This window comes from Agromyces sp. GQ35, assembly GCF_059758475.1.
On sequence record NZ_JCAXEO010000002.1, the window covers coordinates 428,467 to 446,007 of the forward strand.

Annotated in this window: 16 protein-coding genes; 3 read left to right on the forward strand and 13 right to left on the reverse strand. The window is 68.1% G+C overall.

Annotation, left to right across the window (positions count from 1 at the left end; genetic code table 11):
• Window positions 1-72 precede the first annotated feature (72 nt).
• The 5 genes from ruvX to AC6CH0_RS14010 form a co-directional block, all read right to left on the reverse strand.
• Window positions 73-549, reverse strand: a complete 477-nt coding sequence (ruvX, locus tag AC6CH0_RS13990) for a Holliday junction resolvase RuvX (RefSeq protein ID WP_498101874.1) — start codon at window positions 547-549, stop codon at window positions 73-75.
• Between the two features lie 7 nt (window positions 550-556).
• Window positions 557-3,214: an alanine--tRNA ligase gene (gene alaS, locus AC6CH0_RS13995; protein WP_498101876.1), complete on the reverse strand. Its 2,658-nt coding sequence runs from the start codon at window positions 3,212-3,214 to the stop codon at window positions 557-559.
• Window positions 3,215-3,269: 55 nt separating this feature from the next.
• A complete protein-coding gene (locus AC6CH0_RS14000) occupies window positions 3,270-3,473 on the reverse strand; it encodes a hypothetical protein (protein WP_498101878.1) in 204 nt (67 codons plus the stop codon).
• 148 nt (window positions 3,474-3,621) lie between these two features.
• Window positions 3,622-4,245: a 30S ribosomal protein S4 gene (gene rpsD / locus AC6CH0_RS14005; protein ID WP_495353801.1), complete on the reverse strand. Its 624-nt coding sequence runs from the start codon at window positions 4,243-4,245 to the stop codon at window positions 3,622-3,624.
• Between the two features lie 216 nt (window positions 4,246-4,461).
• Window positions 4,462-5,868 carry a replication-associated recombination protein A gene (locus AC6CH0_RS14010; protein ID WP_498101880.1) on the reverse strand — a complete coding sequence of 469 codons (1,407 nt, stop codon included), beginning with the start codon at window positions 5,866-5,868 and terminating at the stop codon, window positions 4,462-4,464.
• A 174-nt stretch (window positions 5,869-6,042) separates the two neighbouring features.
• On the opposite strand from AC6CH0_RS14010, the gene AC6CH0_RS14015 reads away from it, so the two are divergent.
• The 3 genes from AC6CH0_RS14015 to AC6CH0_RS14025 all read left to right on the forward strand — a co-directional run bounded on the left by AC6CH0_RS14015 (window position 6,043) and on the right by AC6CH0_RS14025 (window position 8,863).
• Window positions 6,043-6,822 carry a peptidylprolyl isomerase gene (locus AC6CH0_RS14015; RefSeq protein WP_498101882.1) on the forward strand — a complete coding sequence of 260 codons (780 nt, stop codon included), beginning with the start codon at window positions 6,043-6,045 and terminating at the stop codon, window positions 6,820-6,822.
• Between the two features lie 88 nt (window positions 6,823-6,910).
• Window positions 6,911-8,143, forward strand: coding sequence for a DUF349 domain-containing protein (locus AC6CH0_RS14020; RefSeq protein ID WP_498101884.1), 1,233 nt, complete (start codon window positions 6,911-6,913; stop codon window positions 8,141-8,143).
• 111 nt (window positions 8,144-8,254) lie between these two features.
• Window positions 8,255-8,863, forward strand: coding sequence for a type IV toxin-antitoxin system AbiEi family antitoxin (locus tag AC6CH0_RS14025; protein ID WP_498101886.1), 609 nt, complete (start codon window positions 8,255-8,257; stop codon window positions 8,861-8,863).
• Here the strand turns inward: AC6CH0_RS14025 and AC6CH0_RS14030 are convergent.
• The 8 genes from AC6CH0_RS14030 to AC6CH0_RS14065 form a co-directional block, all read right to left on the reverse strand.
• Window positions 8,842-11,094 (reverse strand): RelA/SpoT family protein, encoded by a 2,253-nt coding sequence (locus AC6CH0_RS14030; protein ID WP_498101888.1) that lies wholly within the window; start codon window positions 11,092-11,094, stop codon window positions 8,842-8,844. The genes AC6CH0_RS14025 and AC6CH0_RS14030 overlap by 22 nt on opposite strands.
• 75 nt (window positions 11,095-11,169) lie before the next feature.
• Window positions 11,170-12,189: a protein translocase subunit SecF gene (secF, locus tag AC6CH0_RS14035; RefSeq protein WP_498101890.1), complete on the reverse strand. Its 1,020-nt coding sequence runs from the start codon at window positions 12,187-12,189 to the stop codon at window positions 11,170-11,172.
• Window positions 12,189-13,919, reverse strand: a complete 1,731-nt coding sequence (secD, locus tag AC6CH0_RS14040) for a protein translocase subunit SecD (RefSeq protein ID WP_498101892.1) — start codon at window positions 13,917-13,919, stop codon at window positions 12,189-12,191. The genes secF and secD overlap by 1 nt, the downstream gene beginning before the upstream one ends.
• A 62-nt stretch (window positions 13,920-13,981) precedes the next feature.
• Window positions 13,982-14,383 carry a preprotein translocase subunit YajC gene (yajC, locus tag AC6CH0_RS14045; protein WP_498101893.1) on the reverse strand — a complete coding sequence of 134 codons (402 nt, stop codon included), beginning with the start codon at window positions 14,381-14,383 and terminating at the stop codon, window positions 13,982-13,984.
• Between the two features lie 71 nt (window positions 14,384-14,454).
• A complete protein-coding gene (gene ruvB, locus AC6CH0_RS14050; protein ID WP_498101895.1) occupies window positions 14,455-15,513 on the reverse strand; it encodes a Holliday junction branch migration DNA helicase RuvB in 1,059 nt (352 codons plus the stop codon).
• Window positions 15,510-16,133: a Holliday junction branch migration protein RuvA gene (gene ruvA / locus AC6CH0_RS14055; RefSeq protein WP_498101897.1), complete on the reverse strand. Its 624-nt coding sequence runs from the start codon at window positions 16,131-16,133 to the stop codon at window positions 15,510-15,512. Before ruvA ends, ruvB begins: the two co-directional genes overlap by 4 nt.
• A complete protein-coding gene (gene ruvC, locus AC6CH0_RS14060) occupies window positions 16,130-16,747 on the reverse strand; it encodes a crossover junction endodeoxyribonuclease RuvC (protein WP_498101899.1) in 618 nt (205 codons plus the stop codon). Before ruvC ends, ruvA begins: the two co-directional genes overlap by 4 nt.
• 9 nt (window positions 16,748-16,756) lie before the next feature.
• Entirely contained in the window at window positions 16,757-17,515 is a 759-nt protein-coding gene (locus tag AC6CH0_RS14065; RefSeq protein ID WP_498101901.1) for a YebC/PmpR family DNA-binding transcriptional regulator, read from the reverse strand.
• Window positions 17,516-17,541 lie beyond the last annotated feature (26 nt).

Below are 17,541 nucleotides of genomic sequence, written 5' to 3' on the forward strand. Positions count from 1 at the left end.
GTGCGCCCGCGAGCAGTGCGTGCCAGTCCGTCGCGGCTCGGTCGGAGTCATCGTGCTCTGGGGGGAGCTGGGTCACAGGGGGAATGGCCCTTCGTCGGTGTCGATCGTGCGCCCGGGCGGGCGGGCGGAGGCCCGCTCGGCGTCGATCGCGTGTTGCAAAATGATAACGGCTGCAACCTGATCGACGATGGGACGCTGCTTGCGCGTCGACTTTCCCGTCGCTCGAAGCGCCTGCTGGGCGCTGACGGTCGAGAGACGTTCGTCGACGAGTCGCACCGCGGCCCCCGCGGCGGCGAGCCGCCGGGCGAAGTCCACGGCATCGTCGGTCGACGGAGTCGAGGCGCCCGAAAGCGACAGCGGATTGCCGACGACGACCTCGATCACGTCGTATTCGCGAGCGAGCTCGATGATGCGCGCGACATCGGCGTCACCATCGGCGGCACGCGGCACGGTCTCGACCGGAGTCGCGAGCAGAGCTCCGGCGTCGCATCGCGCCACGCCGATGCGGGCGCGCCCGACGTCGACGCCGAGTCTCGTTCCGGGTCGCACGGTCTCGCTACCCGCGCAGCGCCGAGCGCACCGCGTCGAGCGCCGCGGGAATCGCTGCGAGGTCGCTTCCGCCGCCCTGGGCGAGGTCGGGCTTGCCGCCACCGCCACCGCCGAGCACTCCGGCCATCGCCTTCGCGAGCGCGCCGGCGTTCGCCCCGGCGTCACGCGCCGCCTGCGAGGTCGCGACGATCGCCACCGGCTTTCCGCCGACATCGGCGGTCAGGGCCACGACGGACGCCGCATCGCCCAGCTGAGACCGAACCGAGAGCGCGAGGGCGCGCAGCTCGTCACCGGATCCGAGCGAGCCGATGTTCTCGGCGACCAGGAGCACTTCGCCGTGGCGCACCGCCTTGGACGCGAGCGCCGGCACCCGATCGTTGAGCGCACGGGCTTCGAAGGCCTGGATGCGCTTCTCGGCGGCCTTGAGGTTCGTGACGAGCTCACCCACCCGGTCGATGAGCTGATCGGGCCGGGTCTTGAGGGTCGACGTGAGCTCGGAGACGAGCGCCCGCTCCGACGCGAACCTGCGAAAGGCATCGAGTCCGACGAGCGACTCGACGCGACGGTTCGAGGCGCCCACCGACGACTCCCCCACGATGTTGATCATGCCGACCTCGGAACTCGTCGACACGTGCGTGCCGGCGCAGAGCTCGCGCGACCATGGACCGCCGATGTCCACGACGCGCACGACATCGCCGTACTTCTCGCCGAACAGCGCCATCGCGCCGAGCGACTTCGCCTCGTCGAGCGGCATTTCGCGCGTGACGACCTGGAGGTTGTCGCGGATCGCGGCGTTGGAGATCTCCTCGATCTCGGAACGGGTCTCGGCCGAGAGCGCCGAATTCCAGCCGTAGTCGAGGCGCAGATAGCCCGCCTTGTTGAACGAACCCGACTGGTGGGCGTTGGGGCCGAGCACCTGGCGCAGCGCAGCGTGTACGAGGTGCGTGCCCGAGTGCGCCTGCGTGGCACCCCTGCGGTACTGCTCGTCGACGAGGGTGGTCGCCGGGACGCCGACCCCGACCTCACCCGAGACCACTCTGACGGTGTGGCTGATGAGCCCCTTGATGGGCTTCTGCACGTCGAGCACCTCGAGCTCGAATCCGTCGCCGACGATGCGACCCTGGTCGGGCGCCTGTCCGCCCGACTCGGCGTAGAGCGAGGTCTCGGCGAGCACCACCTCGGCGGTCTGACCGGCGGTCGCGAACGGCACAGGACGCCCGTCGACGAGCAGGCCGAGCACGGTCGACGCCGTGGTCAGCTCGGTGTAGCCGGTGAAGATCGTCTCGCCCTTGGCGCGGAAGTCGGCGTACACCGAAAGATCGGCGAGCACCTTCTTCTTCGACTTCGCATCGGCCTTGGCGCGGGAGCGCTGCTCGGTCATGAGCGTGTCGAACGCGACACGGTCGACGGCGAGCCCGGCCTCGTCGGCCATCTCGAGCGTGAGCTCGATCGGGAAGCCATAGGTGTCGTGCAGGAGGAACGCGGTGTCGCCGGCGAGCTCATGACGACCGGAGTCCTTCGTCTTCGACACGGCCAGGTCGAGGATCGAGGTTCCCGCCGTCAGGGTGCGGAGGAAGGTCTCCTCCTCGCCGAGTGCGAGCTGCTCGATGTGCGCGTAGTCGGTCGCGACCTCGGGGTAGGCCGCTTTCATCGCGTCGCGGGAGGCCGCGAAGAGCTCGCGGAACGTCGGACCTTCGACGCCGAGGAGCCGCATTGCCCGGATGCTGCGACGCAGGAGCCGCCGCAGGATGTAACCGCGCCCCTCGTTCGACGGGCTCACGCCGTCGCTCATGAGCATGAGCGCCGATCGCACGTGGTCGGCGATGACGCGCATGCGCACGTCGTCGTCGTGGTCGGCGCCGTAGCGTCGACCGGACAGCTCGGCCGCCCGGTCGAGCACCGGTCGCACCTGGTCGATCTCGTACATGTTCTCGACGCCCTGCTTGAGGAACGCGACGCGTTCGAGGCCCATGCCGGTGTCGATGTTCTTCTTCGGCAGTTCCTTCACGATTCGGAAGTCGGTCTTCGATTTCACGTCGTCGATGAGGTACTGCATGAACACGAGGTTCCAGATCTCGACGTAGCGGTCGTCATCGGTCGCCGGTCCGCCGTCGATGCCGTATGCCGGGCCGCGATCGAAGAAGATCTCGGAGCACGGACCGGCAGGGCCGGGCTGGCCGGTGTGCCAGTAGTTCGTGTCTTTGCCGAGCCGCTGGATGCGCTCGTCGGGAAGGCCCGCGATCGACTTCCAGAGCTCGATCGCCTCGTCGTCGTCTTCGTAGACGGTCACCCACAGCTCGCTCGGTGCGAAGCCGTAGCCGCCGCCGTCTTCCGGCGTGGTGAGCAGTTCCCACGCCATGCGGATGGCGCCCTCTTTGAAGTAGTCGCCGAACGAGAAGTTGCCGTTCATCTGGAAGAACGTGCCGTGCCGCGGCGTCTTGCCGACCTCTTCGATGTCGTTGGTGCGAATGCACTTCTGCACGCTCGTGGCCCGAGTGTACGGCGCGGGAACGAGCCCGGTGAGGTACGGCACGAACGGCACCATGCCGGCGACGGTGAAGAGCAGCGTCGGGTCGTCGGACACGAGCGATGCCGAGGGGACGACGGTGTGTCCGCGCTCGGCGAAGAAGTCCAGCCAACGCTGGCGAATTTCGGCAGTCTGCATGATTCCGTTCTCGGTCGTGCCCGGGGCATCCGGGCCATCGCATTCGCGTGCCGGCTCAGAGAGCCGGAGTCGTCTCGCCCTGTTCGGCGCGCAGCTCTGCATCGCGGGCGTGGTAGCCCTCGGCGATCGCGTGCCCGAAGGCCCTGGCCTTCGCGTCCACCGCGGAGAAGAAGTCCCGCCCCTGCTTGGTCTGGTTGACCTGGTGCGCGGCTGCGAATCCGGCCGCGACGCCGACGGTGAACCACAGAATGCTCTTCACGAGGTGCTCCTGCTCCCTGTTCGATGTGTCGCCGACGCAGTGCGCTCGGCACGCCTCGCATCAGTCTAGTGGCCGGGTCGAAGCCGCCGCCGGGTACGCGACAGGGGCCGCGGGAAACCCCGCGACCCCTGTCAGCTCGTGCTCTGCGTCAGCGAGCGGCGTAGTACTCGACGACCAGCTGCACGTCGCAGGTCACGGGGACCTCGACGCGCTTCGGACGACGGAGCAGCTTCACCTGGAGCTTGTCGAGCTCGACCTCGAGGTAGCCCGGGAGCTTGGGCAGCACGTCGACGTGACCGCCGGCGGCCGCGACCTGGAAGGGCTCGGTGCCCTCGCTGCGTGCCTTGACGTGCACGAGCTGGCCCGGCTTCACGCGGAACGAGGGGCGGTCGACGAGCTGGCCGTCGACGAGGATGTGGCGGTGCACGACGAACTGGCGGGCCTGCGAGATGGTGCGGGCGAAGCCGGCGCGCAGCACGATGGCGTCGAGACGCATCTCGAGCAGCTCGACCAGGTTCTCACCGGTCAGGCCGTCGGTGCGACGGGCCTCGTTGAAGGCGATGCGCAGCTGCTTCTCGCGGATGCCGTACTGGGCGCGCAGACGCTGCTTCTCGCGCAGACGCACGGCGTAGTCGCTGTCCTGCTTGCGCTTGGTGCGGCCGTGCTCACCGGGAGCGTACGGACGCTTCTCCATGTAGCGGGCGGCCTTCGGGGTGAGGGCGACGCCGAGCGCACGGGAGAGGCGGGTCTTGCTACGTGACTGGTTCGACACGAATGTCCTTTCGGAAGAATCTCAAGTGAATTTCACGGCGCGATCATGCGCCGAAAATCTGTGTCAGAGGGATTCGCCAAGGGTGGATCGGCTACAGACCGCACCCATTCGCCGGTGACTCTCTCGCAGCCGCGCTCGAGAATCAGGCTTCAGGCCAACGGAAATGATATCACGGCGCCGGAGGACCGGCCACTGCAGCCCGGATGCGCACGCGCGTCATCGCTCGCCCCGCACGATGCGGCGCAGCTTGGCGAGTCGTGCCGAGACCTCCCGCTCGTTGCCATGCTCGGTCGGCTCGTAGTAGACGGCGCCGCGCAGCGAGTCGGGCAGGTACTGCTGCTCGACCACCCCGATCTCGTCGTTGTGGGGGTACCGATAGCCCTTGCCGTGCCCGAGCCGCTTGGCACCCGGGTAGTGCGCGTCGCGCAAGTGCTTCGGCACTCGGCCGGCCTTGCCCTCGCGCACATCGGCGATCGCCTGGTCGATTCCGAGGTAGGCGGCGTTCGACTTGGGCGCGGTTGCGAGATGTACCACCGCCTGAGCGAGCGGGATGCGCCCTTCGGGCATGCCGATGAACTGCACGGCATCCGCCGCGGCAACGGCGACACCGAGCGCGCTCGGGTCGGCCAGCCCGATGTCCTCGGAGGCGAGCACGATGATGCGCCGGGCGATGAACCGGGGGTCTTCACCGGCCTCGATCATGCGCGCGAGGTAGTGCAGCGATGCGTCGACGTCGCTGCCCCGCACCGACTTGATGAAGGCGCTGATCACGTCGTAGTGCTCATCGCCGTTGCGGTCGTACCGCAGCAATGCGCGGTCGACCGCACGGGCGACGATGTCGGTGGTGATCACCGGCGCGACGGATGCCGCGGCATCCGCTTCACCGTCGTCGTCTTCGCCCGCGTCTGCAAGCTCGGAAGGCGCGGTCTCGGCCGATGGATTCGACTGGGTCGCGGCGACCGCTGCCGCCTCGAGTGCGGTCAGGGCCCGTCGCGCATCGCCCGAGGCGAGACGGATGATCGCTGCCCGCGCGTCGGCGTCGAGCACCACCCGGCCACCGAGCCCTCGCGGATCGGAGACCGCGCGGTCGACGAGCACCCCGAGATCGTCATCGGTGAGCAGCTCGAGGGTCAGCAGGAGCGACCGTGAGAGCAACGGGGAGATGACCGAGAACGACGGGTTCTCGGTCGTCGCGGCGACGAGGATGACCCAGCCGTTCTCGACCCCGGGCAGCAGGGCGTCTTGCTGCGCCTTCGTGAAGCGGTGGATCTCGTCGAGGAAGAGCACCGTCGACAGACCGTAGAGGTCACGGCTGGCACGTGCCTCCTCCATCACCTGGCGCACGTCGCGCACCCCGGCGCTCACCGCGGAGAGCTCGACGAACTTGCGGCCGGACGAGCGAGCGATGGCCTGCGCAAGGGTGGTCTTGCCGGTGCCGGGGGGCCCCCACAAGATCACCGAGACCGAACCCGTCTCGCCGGTGCGGTCGCCCGCGAGCGCCACGAGCGGGGACCCGGGGGTCAAGAGGTGCTTCTGACCCGCGACCTCGTCGAGGCTCGTCGGTCGCATGCGCACCGCGAGCGGGGTCGCGCCCGAGCGCAGCCCAGGGCCGGAGTCCACCATGGGATCCAGCGTAGTCGCGGCATCCGACACCGGATCTCGTGCCTCGAACAGGCCGCAGGCGCGTCCCGGCCGCCGCTCGGCGACCGGGATCGCGACCTCGAACGGAGCGGCGATTGGTCAGCGCACCCTGCCTTGCGTAGAGTCGGCTCGCAGGAGTCCCGAGAAGGAGCATGCGTGGCATCGATCGACCGACAGACACGTGAAGAACGAGCGCGTCTGCGCACCTACCAGGCACGCCAAGAGGTCCACACCCGCAAGCAGCGCCGCCGAAGCCGAGACAACGTGATCGCGGTGCTCTCGCTCGTGGTCGTGCTGGCCCTCGCGACGGGCGCCCAGCTCTTCTTCTTCAACGGCGGACCCGGCACCCCCGAGCCGGCGGCGTCCGAAACGCCGACGCCGAGCGCCACGCCACCGGCCGGCGAGAACCAGGGCGACGTTCCCTCGGCCGACATCGCCGAAGACCGCACGTGGACCGGCACGTTGACGCTGAACGAGATCCCCGTCGGCATCGAGCTCGACGGCGCGGCTGCGCCGCAGGCCGTGTCGAGCGAGATCAGCCTGATCCAATCGGGGTTCTACACCGGCACGGGCTGCCACCGCCTCACCACCGAGGGCATCTGGGTGCTGCAGTGCGGAGACCCCGCGGGCGACGGCAGCGGCGGGCCGGGCTACAGCTACGGGCCTGTCGAGAACGTGCCGGCCGATGCGCTCTACCCGGCGGGCACGATCGCGATGGCGCGCGCTGCCGATCAGTACAGCCAGGGCAGCCAGTTCTTCATCGTGTACGACGACACGACGCTGCCTGGCGATACCGGCGGCTACACCGTCATCGGGCGCGTCACCAGCGGTCTCGACGAGCTCCGGGCCGGAATCATCGACGCCGGTACCGCCGACGGTGCAGGGGACGGCGCCCCCGCGGTGCCGACGACCATCACCTCGTTCACCATCCAGTGACGGCCGGTCCCGCCATCCGGCGGTGCAATAGGCTTAATGCCGTCATCGCCGCCCTCGGGCGGCATTCGACCTACGACAGGGTGAGGCCGTGACCGATTCAGAGCAGCAACCGTGGGGCCGCGTCGACGAGACGGGCACCGTCTTCGTGCGCACGAGCGACGGCGAACGTGCCGTCGGGCAGTATCCCGACGGCTCGGCTGAGGAGGCACTCGCCTACTTCGAGCGCAAGTACGCCGATCTCGCGGGACAGGTGGGCCTGCTGGAGCAGCGCGTTCGACGCGGTGCGCCCGCGGCGGATGTCGCGAAAGCCGTCACCACGCTCCGCGCCTCGGTCTCCACCGCCAACGCGGTCGGCGATCTCGAATCGCTCGCGCGCCGCCTCGAAGCGCTCTCGGGCACGACCAAAGAGTTGACGGAACAGCAGCAGGCCGAGACGAAAGCCGCCGTCGCAGAGGCGATCGTCGAACGCACCGCGATCGTCGAGGCCGCAGAGGCCCTCGCCGCCGGCGACCCTGCGAAGACGCAGTGGAAGCAGGCGACCGCCGAGCTCGACGAACTGTTCACGCGCTGGCAGCGCCACCAGCAAGACGGACCCCGTCTGCCGAAGACCGAGGCCAACGAGCTCTGGAAGCGATTCCGTGCGGCCCGCTCCACGATCGAGACGCACCGCAAGGCGTTCTTCGCCGAGCTCGACGCCGCGCATCGCGACGTGCGCACGCGCAAGCAGGCGCTCATCGAACGCGCCGAGGCGCTCGCCCCGCGCGGCGCCGACGCGGTGGGCGACTATCGCAACCTGCTCGACGAGTGGAAGCTCGCAGGTCGCGCCGGAAAGAAGCTCGACGACTCCCTCTGGGCGAAGTTCAAGGCTGCGGGCGACGTGCTGTTCAGCGCCAAGGCCGAGATCGACGCGCAGGAAGACGAGAGCTACCGCGCGAACCTCGACGAGAAGCTCGTCCTGCTCACCGAGGCCGAGACGCTGCTCTCCGAGAAGGATCCGAAGCAGGCCCGGTCGACGCTGAACCGCCTGCAGCGTCGCTGGGACGAGATCGGCAAGGTGCCCCGCGACCAGGTGCGCGTCGTCGAAGACCGCCTGCGCAAGGTCGAGAACCACGTCAAGTCGCTCGAGGAGGAGCGCTGGCAGCGCGAGGACCCCGAGAAGAAGGCACGCTCCGAGGGAATGCTCGGACAACTGAACGATGCCATCGACAAGCTCGAGGCCGAGCTCGCGGCGGCCGAGGCATCCGGCGATGCACAGGCCGCTGCGGCTGCACGTGAAGCGCTCGACGCTCGTCGTGCCTGGCTGAAGGCCGTGGGCGGCTGAGCCGAGCGAGGTGGTCGCGGGCGTTCCCGTGACCACCTCGGCGAAGACGCCGTTCTCCACAGATCCGCGACGGGCCGCCACTCGACGGATCAGATGTTGCAGCATGGCCTCATGGCCAAACTGCCGTCGGTACTCAGCACCGACGATCTTCCACTCGCCGAACTCTGTGCCGCTCGCCTCGATGGCGAGCTGATCGTCATCGATGAGGCGTGGGCTCCCGTCGACGAACCCGATCTCCCCTCGCTCCGGGCGTCGGCGCTCAGTCTGCGCGCCCCGCGCGTGCTGGTGATCGAGCGCTACTCGGCGGCCTGGGTGCACGGTGCCGTACCCACTCCCCCGCACCTCGCGCAATTCTGCGTGCCGCGCACGTCTCGCGTCGCCGTGATCTCCGCGCCGCGACTCGTCGTTCGCGAAGTGTCGATCGACGAGACCGACATCGTCGAGTTCGCGCGCGCACGATGCACCTCAGTCGCCCGCACGGGGTTCGACCTGCTCAGGGAGCCCGGCCACGCCGACCCTCGGCCCGAACGCGTCGTGGCCGAATTGTGCGCCGGGCACCCGACGCTCATCCACGAGCTGCGCGCGCGACTCGTCGACGCGAGCCGAATGCCCCACCGCGCACTCGCGCTCGAGCGCCTTCACCGTCTCGAGTCGGCATCCGGCCGAGGTCACCCGACGGGTGCCGCTCCAGTTCCGGCTCAGCCGTCGCTGACGCGATAGACGTCGTAAACCGCATCGATGCGTCGCACGGCGTTGAGCACGCGATCGAGATGCGTCGTATCGCCCATCTCGAAGACGAAGCGGCTGAGCGCCAGTCGGTCGGTCGACGTCGAGACGTTGGCGGAGAGAATGTTCACGTGATGCTCCGAGAGCACCCTCGTCACGTCGGAGAGCAGACCCGCGCGGTCGAGCGCTTCGATCTGGATCTGCACGAGGAACAGGCTCTTCGAACTCGGCGCCCACTCGACGTCGATCATGCGCTCGGGCTCCTGCATCAGGGACTGCACGTTGTGACAGCTCGCCTGATGCACGGAGACGCCGGCGCCTCGAGTCACGAAGCCGACGATCTCGTCGCCGGGCACGGGCGTACAGCAGCGTGCGAGCTTGACGAGGATGTCGGGCGCGCCGCGCACGAGCACACCGGAGTCCGAGTGCCGCGGGAGCGGCCGCGACCGCACCGGCATCGGCAGATCGGGTTCGTCGCCCTCTTCGACGTCGCGCACGAGCGCGACGACCTTCTCGAGCACCGACTGGGTCGACACGTGTCCCTCACCGACCGCCGCGTACAGCGACGAGACGTCGTCATACCTCAGTTGCGCGGCGACCTCGGCGAAGGACTCCTGGTTCATGAGCTTCTGCAACGGTAGATTCTGCTTGCGCATCGCCCGCGCAATCGCGTCTCTGCCCTGCTCGATGGCCTCGTCGCGCCGTTCCTTGGTGAACCACTGGCGGATCTTGTTGCGTGCACGAGGGCTCTTGACGAAACCGAGCCAGTCCTGACTCGGACCGGAGTCGGGATTCTTCGACGTGAAGACCTCGACGACGTCACCGCTCGACAGTTCGCTCTCGAGGGGAACGAGCCGGCCGTTGACCTTCGAGCCCATCGTGCGGTGCCCGACTTCGGTGTGCACGGCATAGGCGAAGTCGACGGGGGTCGCGCCCGCAGGCAGCCCGATCACGCGACCCTTCGGGGTGAAGACGTAGACCTCTTTCGCGCCGATCTCGAAGCGCAGCGAGTCGAGGAATTCACCGGGATCAGCAGTCTCGGCCTGCCAGTCGGAGATGTGTGCGAGCCACGCCATGTCGGTCTCGTTCTGGGCCGGATTCTCGCCCGCGCGAGTACCGGCCATGCGCTCCTTGTACTTCCAGTGCGCGGCGACGCCGTACTCCGCCCTCTGGTGCATGTCGTGCGTGCGGATCTGGATCTCGACGGCACGACCCTTCGGGCCGATGACCGTCGTGTGCAGCGACTGGTACAGGTTGAACTTCGGGGTGGCGATGTAGTCCTTGAACCGGCCTGGAAGCGGGGTCCATCGCGCATGTATCGCCCCGAGCACCGCGTAGCAGTCGCGAACGGAATTGACGAGCACCCGAATGCCGACCAGGTCGTAGATCTCGTCGAAGTCTCGGCCCCGCACGATCATCTTCTGGTAGATCGAGTAGTACTGCTTCGGGCGGCCGGCGACTTTGCCGCGGATCTTCGCAGTCTTCAAATCGTCGGTGACGAGGTCGATCACGTTCTGCACGAACTCTTCGCGCTGCGGAGTGCGCTGCTTCACGAGGCTCTCGATCTCGGCGTAGAGCTTCGGATAGAGCACAGCGAACGAGAGGTCTTCGAGCTCCCACTTGATCGCCTGGATACCGAGGCGATGCGCGAGCGGCGCGTAGATCTCGAGAGTCTCGGTCGCCTTGCGCGCGGCCGACGCGGCAGGAACGAAGCCCCAGGTGCGCGCATTGTGCAGTCGGTCGGCGAGCTTGATGATCAGCACGCGGATGTCTTTCGACATCGCGACGATCATCTTGCGCACGGTCTCGGCCTGCGTCGAGTCGCCGTACTTGACCTTGTCGAGCTTGGTGACTCCATCGACGAGCATCGCGATCTCGTCGCCGAAATCGGCCCTCACCTGATCGAGCGTGTACGCCGTGTCTTCGACGGTGTCGTGCAGCAGTGCCGCTGCGACCGTCTTCGAGCCGATGCCGAGGTCGGCGAGAATCTGCGCCACCGCGATCGGGTGCGTGATGTACGGCTCACCGCTCTTGCGCTTCTGGCCCTCGTGCGCGCGCTCGGCGACGGTGTATGCCCGCTCGATGAGCGAGAGATCGGCCTTCGGGTGGTGCATGCGCACGGTACGCATGAGCGTATCGACGGCACCCGAGGGCTGCGCCTTCGAGAAGATGCGCGGCACCAGACGGCGCAGCGATGCCGTCGAGTTGACACCCGTTTCCGTCATCGCTCACCTCCGGACTTCAATTATCGCCGCTCCGGAGGCGTGAACGCGCCATGCGGCACACGCCGCCCGCGAACATCACGCAGTGGGCAGCGCATCCGCAGTCGTCGAGACGGATGCCGCGCGCTCACGCTCCTTCAGCACCTTCTGGTCGTGGCGACGGATCGCCGGCTCTCCCTCACGCAGCTGCGAGTACAACGGCGCCGCGAGGAACACCGTCGACCATGTGCCGACGAGGATACCGATCAGGAGGGCGAGCGAGATGTCGCGCAGGGTGTCAGCGCCGAGCACGCCCGCACCGATGAAGAGGATCGCCGCGACGGGGAGCGCTGCCACGACACTCGTGTTGATCGAGCGCACGAGCGTCTGGTTCACGGCGAGATTCACGGACTCGGCGAAGGTGCGTCGGGATTCCTGGCCGTCTTCAGCGGTGTTCTCACGGATCTTGTCGAAGACCACGACGGTGTCGTAGAGCGAGTAGCTGAGGATCGTCAGGATGCCGATGGTCGCAGCAGGACTGATCTCGAAGCCGACCGCGGCGTACATTCCGGTCGTGACGACCAGGTCGGCGATCAGCGCGAGGATCGCCGCCGCCGACATCTTCCAGGTGCGGAAGTAGAGCGCCATGATGATGCCGGCGAGCAGGAGGAACGCAACGAGGCCGACGAGCGCCTGCCTCGTGACATCCGCCCCCCAGCTCGGGCCGACGAACGAGGAGGTGACTTCGGACTCGGGAACGTCGAAGGCCCCGGCGAGTGCGTCGGACACCGCACGAGAATCGTCTTGCGAGAGCTGATCGGTCTGCACCCGCACGCCGCTACCGCCGACGATCGCGATCTTGACCTCGGCGTCGGGCACGACCGAGTGCACGGCCTCGATCGCCGGCTCGGCCTCGGCGTTCTCGACCTCGGCGATCTGGAACTGCGATCCGCCGCGGAACTCGATGCTGAAGTTGACGCCGGTGAACAACGGAACGATGACCGAGAGCAGCACGAGCGCGCCTGCGATCGCGTACCACTTCTTGCGTCCGCCGACGAAGTTGAACGAGCGCTTGCCCGTGTAGAGGTCATTTCCGAAGGTCGTGAGACGGTTGGCCATCAGGAGTCCTTCCCATCGTTCGACGTATCGGAGGCGCCGACCGCGGCCGCGGCCTTGCGCTCGGCGATCGTCTGGCGACGCTGCGCCTCTTTCGCGCTGGCGGCGGACTTCTTCACCGGGAGATCGGTCGGCTTGCGGAACTCGGCGCGGCCACGGTACACCGCTCCGAGCGCGTTCGGGTCGAGACCCGACCACGGGTTGCCGCTCGAGAAGAATCGCGTCTGCGCGAGCAGCTGCAGCATCGGGTGCGTGAAGAGGATCACCACGACGACATCGATGATCGTGGTGAGACCGAGCGTGTACGCGAAGCCCTTGACGCTGCCGACAGCGAGCACGAACAGCACGACCGCCGCGAGCAGGTTGGTGGCCTTCGACGCGAGCACCGTTCGGAATGCACGCTTCCAGCCGGCCTCGACCGCACCGACGAGCGGCCTGCCGTCTCGGAGCTCGTCTCGAACGCGTTCGAAATAGATGATGAACGAGTCCGCGGTGAAGCCGATCGCGACGATGAGGCCCGCGATGCCGGCCAGCGACAGGCGGTAGCCTTCGCGCCACGACAGGATCGTGATCATCACGTACGTGATGATGCCCACGATCACGAGCGAGGCGATGGTGACCGACGCGAGTGCACGGTACTGGAAAATCGTGTAGATCACGACGAGGATCAGGCCGATGAGGCCGGCGATCAGGCCGGACTGAAGCTGCGAGGTGCCGAGCGTCGGTGAGATCGTGTCGGAGGACTGCACCGTGAAGCTGATCGGCAGGGCGCCGAACTTCAGCTGGTCGGCGAGCGCCTTCGACGAGGCCTGGTCGAAGCTGCCGGTGATCTGCGGCTTGCCGTCGGTGATCGCGCCGTTCATCGAGGGTGCGGTGAGCACCTGACCATCGAGCACGAACGCGAACTGATCGCGAGGCGTCTGGCCCTGCAGGCCGAACAGACGGGTGCTGACCGCGGCGAAGTCTTCGGTGCCTTCCGCGTCGAAGACGATGTTGACGGCCCACTGGCCGGTCGATGCGCCGGACTGGGTCTGCACCATGCCATTGGTGGCGTCGACGATGTTCTCGCCGCTCGCCTCGACCGGGCCCAGGAGGTACTTCGCGGTACGGGTCACATCGCAGGTGACGAGGGGCTCGTCGGCCGGTGCGACGTTCGCCGAGTTCTCATCGATCTGCGAACAGTCGAAGTCGTCGAACTGCTGCTGCAGTGCCGGCGTGATCCACGAGGGATCGCTGCCGTCGGTCGGCTCCGCGGTCGGGGTCGATTCGAGCTCCTCAGGCGGCGCTGCGCTCGCACTGGGATCAGCCGAGGCGGTGGTCGCCGCGTCGGCCAGGAGCACTGCCCGAAGCTCGAGCTTGGCCGACTGCTCGATGCGTGCACGGGTCTGGTCGTCGAGCTCACCCGGGATGCGGACGACGACGTTGTCGCCCTCGGTGTTGATCTCGGCTTCGGCGACGCCCGAGGCATCGACGCGCTGACGGATGATGGCGACCGCCTGGTCGAGCTGCTCCTGGGAGACGTCGGCTCCGGTCTCGACCTTCGGCGCGAGGATGATCTGCGTGCCGCCCTCGAGGTCGAGCGCCAGCTTCGGGGTCCACGACCCGCCGCCCCAGATCACACCGGCAGCGTTGATGCCGAAGAGCAACGCGATGATGACACCCAGCCAGGTGAGGGATCTCCATGCCTTGCGCACAGGGGTCGGCCGGGATGACCGCTTGGATGGTGCAGCCACGTGTTCCGCTTTCTCTGCAGGAGCCCGCGCGTCAGCGCACGGGCCCAGCTTGGGGGTGAGTCTTAGTCGTCGGACTTCTTGGTGCCAGGCGCCTGGTCGCCGGAGTCACCGGTGATGGCGTCGTCGGCGGGGTCGATGACCCGCTCGCCGAACTCGGGCTCACCGTCGACGGCAGCCGCCTCATCGAGGTCTTCGGCCTTCGGCTCCACGACCCGGGCGATCGTCTGGCGGTGCACCGTGAGCACGGTGCCCGGCGAGGTCTCGAGCAGAACCTGGTTGTCTTCTTCGTCGATCGAGAGGATCGTGCCGAAGACGCCGAAGTTGGTCATCACCTTGGCACCCGCCTGCACCTTCGACTGCAGTTCGCGCGCGTCGGCCTGACGCTTGCGCGAGTTGCGGAACATGAAGAAGATGAGCACCGCCAGGACGGCGAGCATGATGATGGTGAACGGATCGAACGTCATAAGAGGGAGGTACCTTCCGGAGTGCGGCTCGCGCACGAAGTCATCGGTGCTGAGGGGTCAGCCTCAAAGGATTATAGGTCATCGATCGGAAGCGCCGTAGCCGCGTCGGGTGCGCCTGCGGCCAGACCGAAGTGCCGCCACGCCGCCGGGGTCGCGACTCGGCCTCGCGGTGTGCGCGTGATGAGCCCGATGCGCACGAGGAACGGCTCCACCACCGCCTCGATCGTCTCGGCCTCTTCACCGACCGAGACGGCGAGCGTGTTCAGGCCGACCGGGCCACCGCCGAAGCGCGTGAGGATCATCTCCATGACCGCGCGGTCGAGGCGGTCGAGGCCGAGCGGATCGACGTCGTAGAGCTCGAGCGCGGCACGAACCGATGCGAGATCTGCCCGCTGCCCGTGCACGAGCGCGTAGTCGCGCACCCGGCGCAGCAGGCGATTGGCGATGCGCGGCGTGCCGCGGCAACGCCCGGCGATCTCGGCGAGTGCCTCGCGGTCGACGTCGAGGCCGAGCATGGTGGCGGCCCGCGCGAGTACCTGCTCGAGTTCTGCCTCGTCGTAGAACTCGAGGTGCGCGGTGAACCCGAAGCGATCGCGCAGCGGGTTCGGCAGGAGGCCGGCCCGCGTCGTCGCCCCGACGAGGGTGAACGGCGACAGGTCGAGCGGCACCGACGTCGCCCCCGCGCCCTTGCCGACCATGATGTCGATGCGGAAGTCCTCCATGGCGAGGTAGAGCATCTCTTCGGCAGAGCGCGCCATGCGGTGGATCTCGTCGATGAAGAGCACCTCGCCCGGAACGAGCGAACTCAGGATCGCCGCCAGGTCGCCGGCGTGCTGGATCGCCGGCCCGCTCGACATGCGCAGCGGCCGGCCGCCCTCGAAGGCGACGATCATCGCGAGCGTGGTCTTGCCCAGCCCGGGTGGACCGGCGAGCAGGATGTGGTCGGGAGTGCGTTGCTGCAGCGTCGCGGCCGTGAGCAGCAGTTGCAACTGCCCGCGCACCCGGGTCTGTCCGACGAACTCGCCGAGGCTCTTCGGCCGCAACGCGCCCTCGAATGCGAGTTCGGCCTCTGACGCGAGCACGGGGTCGGTCAGATCAAGGTCGCCCCCGTTCAGTTCGGGCCCGCTCATCGTGCCCGGCCCGTCTGCTGCGCCGGACCGAGCCGGGCGAGCGTGAGCCTGAGCAGCGTCGGCACCGAGGCCGCTTCGATGTCGGATGCCGCGGCGATCGTCTCGTCGACGGCCTCGGCCGCCACCCGCTCCGACCAACCGAGGCCGGTGATCGCGGCGAGCACACTCTCGGCAGCGCCACCCACGACGATCGGGGCCGTCGGCTGGTTCGACGTCGCCGGTGCGATGAGCTTGCCGGCGAGCGAGACCGTGATGAGCTTCGCGGTCTTCGGACCGATGCCGCTCACCTTGCGGAATACGGCGTCGTCGTCGAGCTGCACCGCCTCGGCGATCTGGCCGGGCGACAGCGCCGAAAGCACGCCGAGTGCCGACTTCGGGCCGACGCCGGTGACGCCGATGAGCAGGTCGAAGACGTCGAGCTCATCACGCGTGGCGAACCCGAAGAGCGTCAGCGAGTCTTCGCGCACGACGAGCGTGGTGTGCACCGAGGTCTCGTGCCCCTCACGTGCTGAGAGGGCGAATGCCGGGGTCGTGTTGACGTGGAACCCGACCCCGCCGACATCGATCACGACCGAGCCGCCGGCTGCGACGAGCACACGGCCACGAAGAGAGGAGATCACCGCTTCAGCCTACGGGCCGCCCCCGACACGGCGGCGGAGCGTTCGGCGGCGAGCCACGCCCGTTGCGCCGGCGTGAGCGCCGAATCCTCCGGGGAGGCGGCATCGGCATCGGCGCCGTCGCGCACGGCGGCGCCCGCGACTCCCCCGGTACGCCAGGCGTGGCAGATCGCGAGAGCGAGCGCATCGGCGGCATCCGCGGGTTTCGGCACCTCGTCGAGGCCGAGGATGCGCGCCACCATCGCGCCCACCTGCTTCTTGTCTGCGCGACCGTAGCCCGTGATGGCGGCCTTGACCTCACTGGGGGTGTGCAGTGCGACCGGCAGCGACCGGCGCGCGGCGATCAGCATCGCGACGCCGGAGATCTGGGCGGTGCCCATGATCGTCGACACGTCGCTTCGCGCGAAGACGCGTTCGAGGGCGACGGCCTGCGGTCGGTGCTCCTCGATGATCGCCTCGAGTCCCTCGGCGATGCGCACGAGCCGGCGCGGCGTGTCGAGCTCGGACGGCGATCGCAGCACGACGACGTCGACGAGGCGAGCCGTGCGATTCGGCTCGACATCGACGATGCCGACGCCGCAGCGCGTCAGGCCGGGGTCGATGCCGAGCACGCGCACGGCGATGGGCTACTCCGCCTCGAGCTCGGCCTGCACCTCTGGGGTCAGGTCGAAGTTGCTGTAGATGTTCTGCACGTCGTCGCTGTCTTCGAGCGCGTCGATCAGGCGGAACACCTTGCGAGCGGTGTCGGCGTCGATCTCGACCTTGAGCGACGGCACGAACGCGGCATCCGCCGAGTCGTAGTCGATGCCGGCGGCCTGCAGCGCCGTACGCGCCCCGACCATGTCGGACGCCTCGGTGATGACCTCGAAGGTCTCACCCTCGTCGGTGACCTCTTCGGCGCCGGCGTCGAGCACCGCGCCGAGCACATCGTCTTCGCTGAGGCCGTCGGCCTTCGCGACGACGATGACGCCCTTGCGCGCGAAGTTGTAGGCAACGGACCCCGGGTCGGCCATCGTGCCGCCGTTGCGGCTCATGAGCGTGCGGACCTCGGCGGCGGCGCGGTTCTTGTTGTCGGTGAGGCACTCGATGAGGAGCGCGACGCCGTTCGGGCCGTAGCCCTCGTACATGATCGTCGTGTAGTCGACCGACTCACCGCTGAGTCCGGCGCCGCGCTTGATCGCGCGATCGATGTTGTCGTTCGGAACAGAGGTCTTCTTCGCCTTCTGCACGGCGTCGACGAGCGTCGGATTGCCCGAGAGGTCTGCGCCGCCCATCTTCGCGGCGACCTCGATGTTCTTGATGAGCTTCGCGAACGACTTCGCACGGCGCGAGTCGATGATCGCCTTCTTGTGCTTGGTCGTCGCCCACTTGGAATGCCCGGACATGCGTCTCCTGAATCGAATCCTCGCGC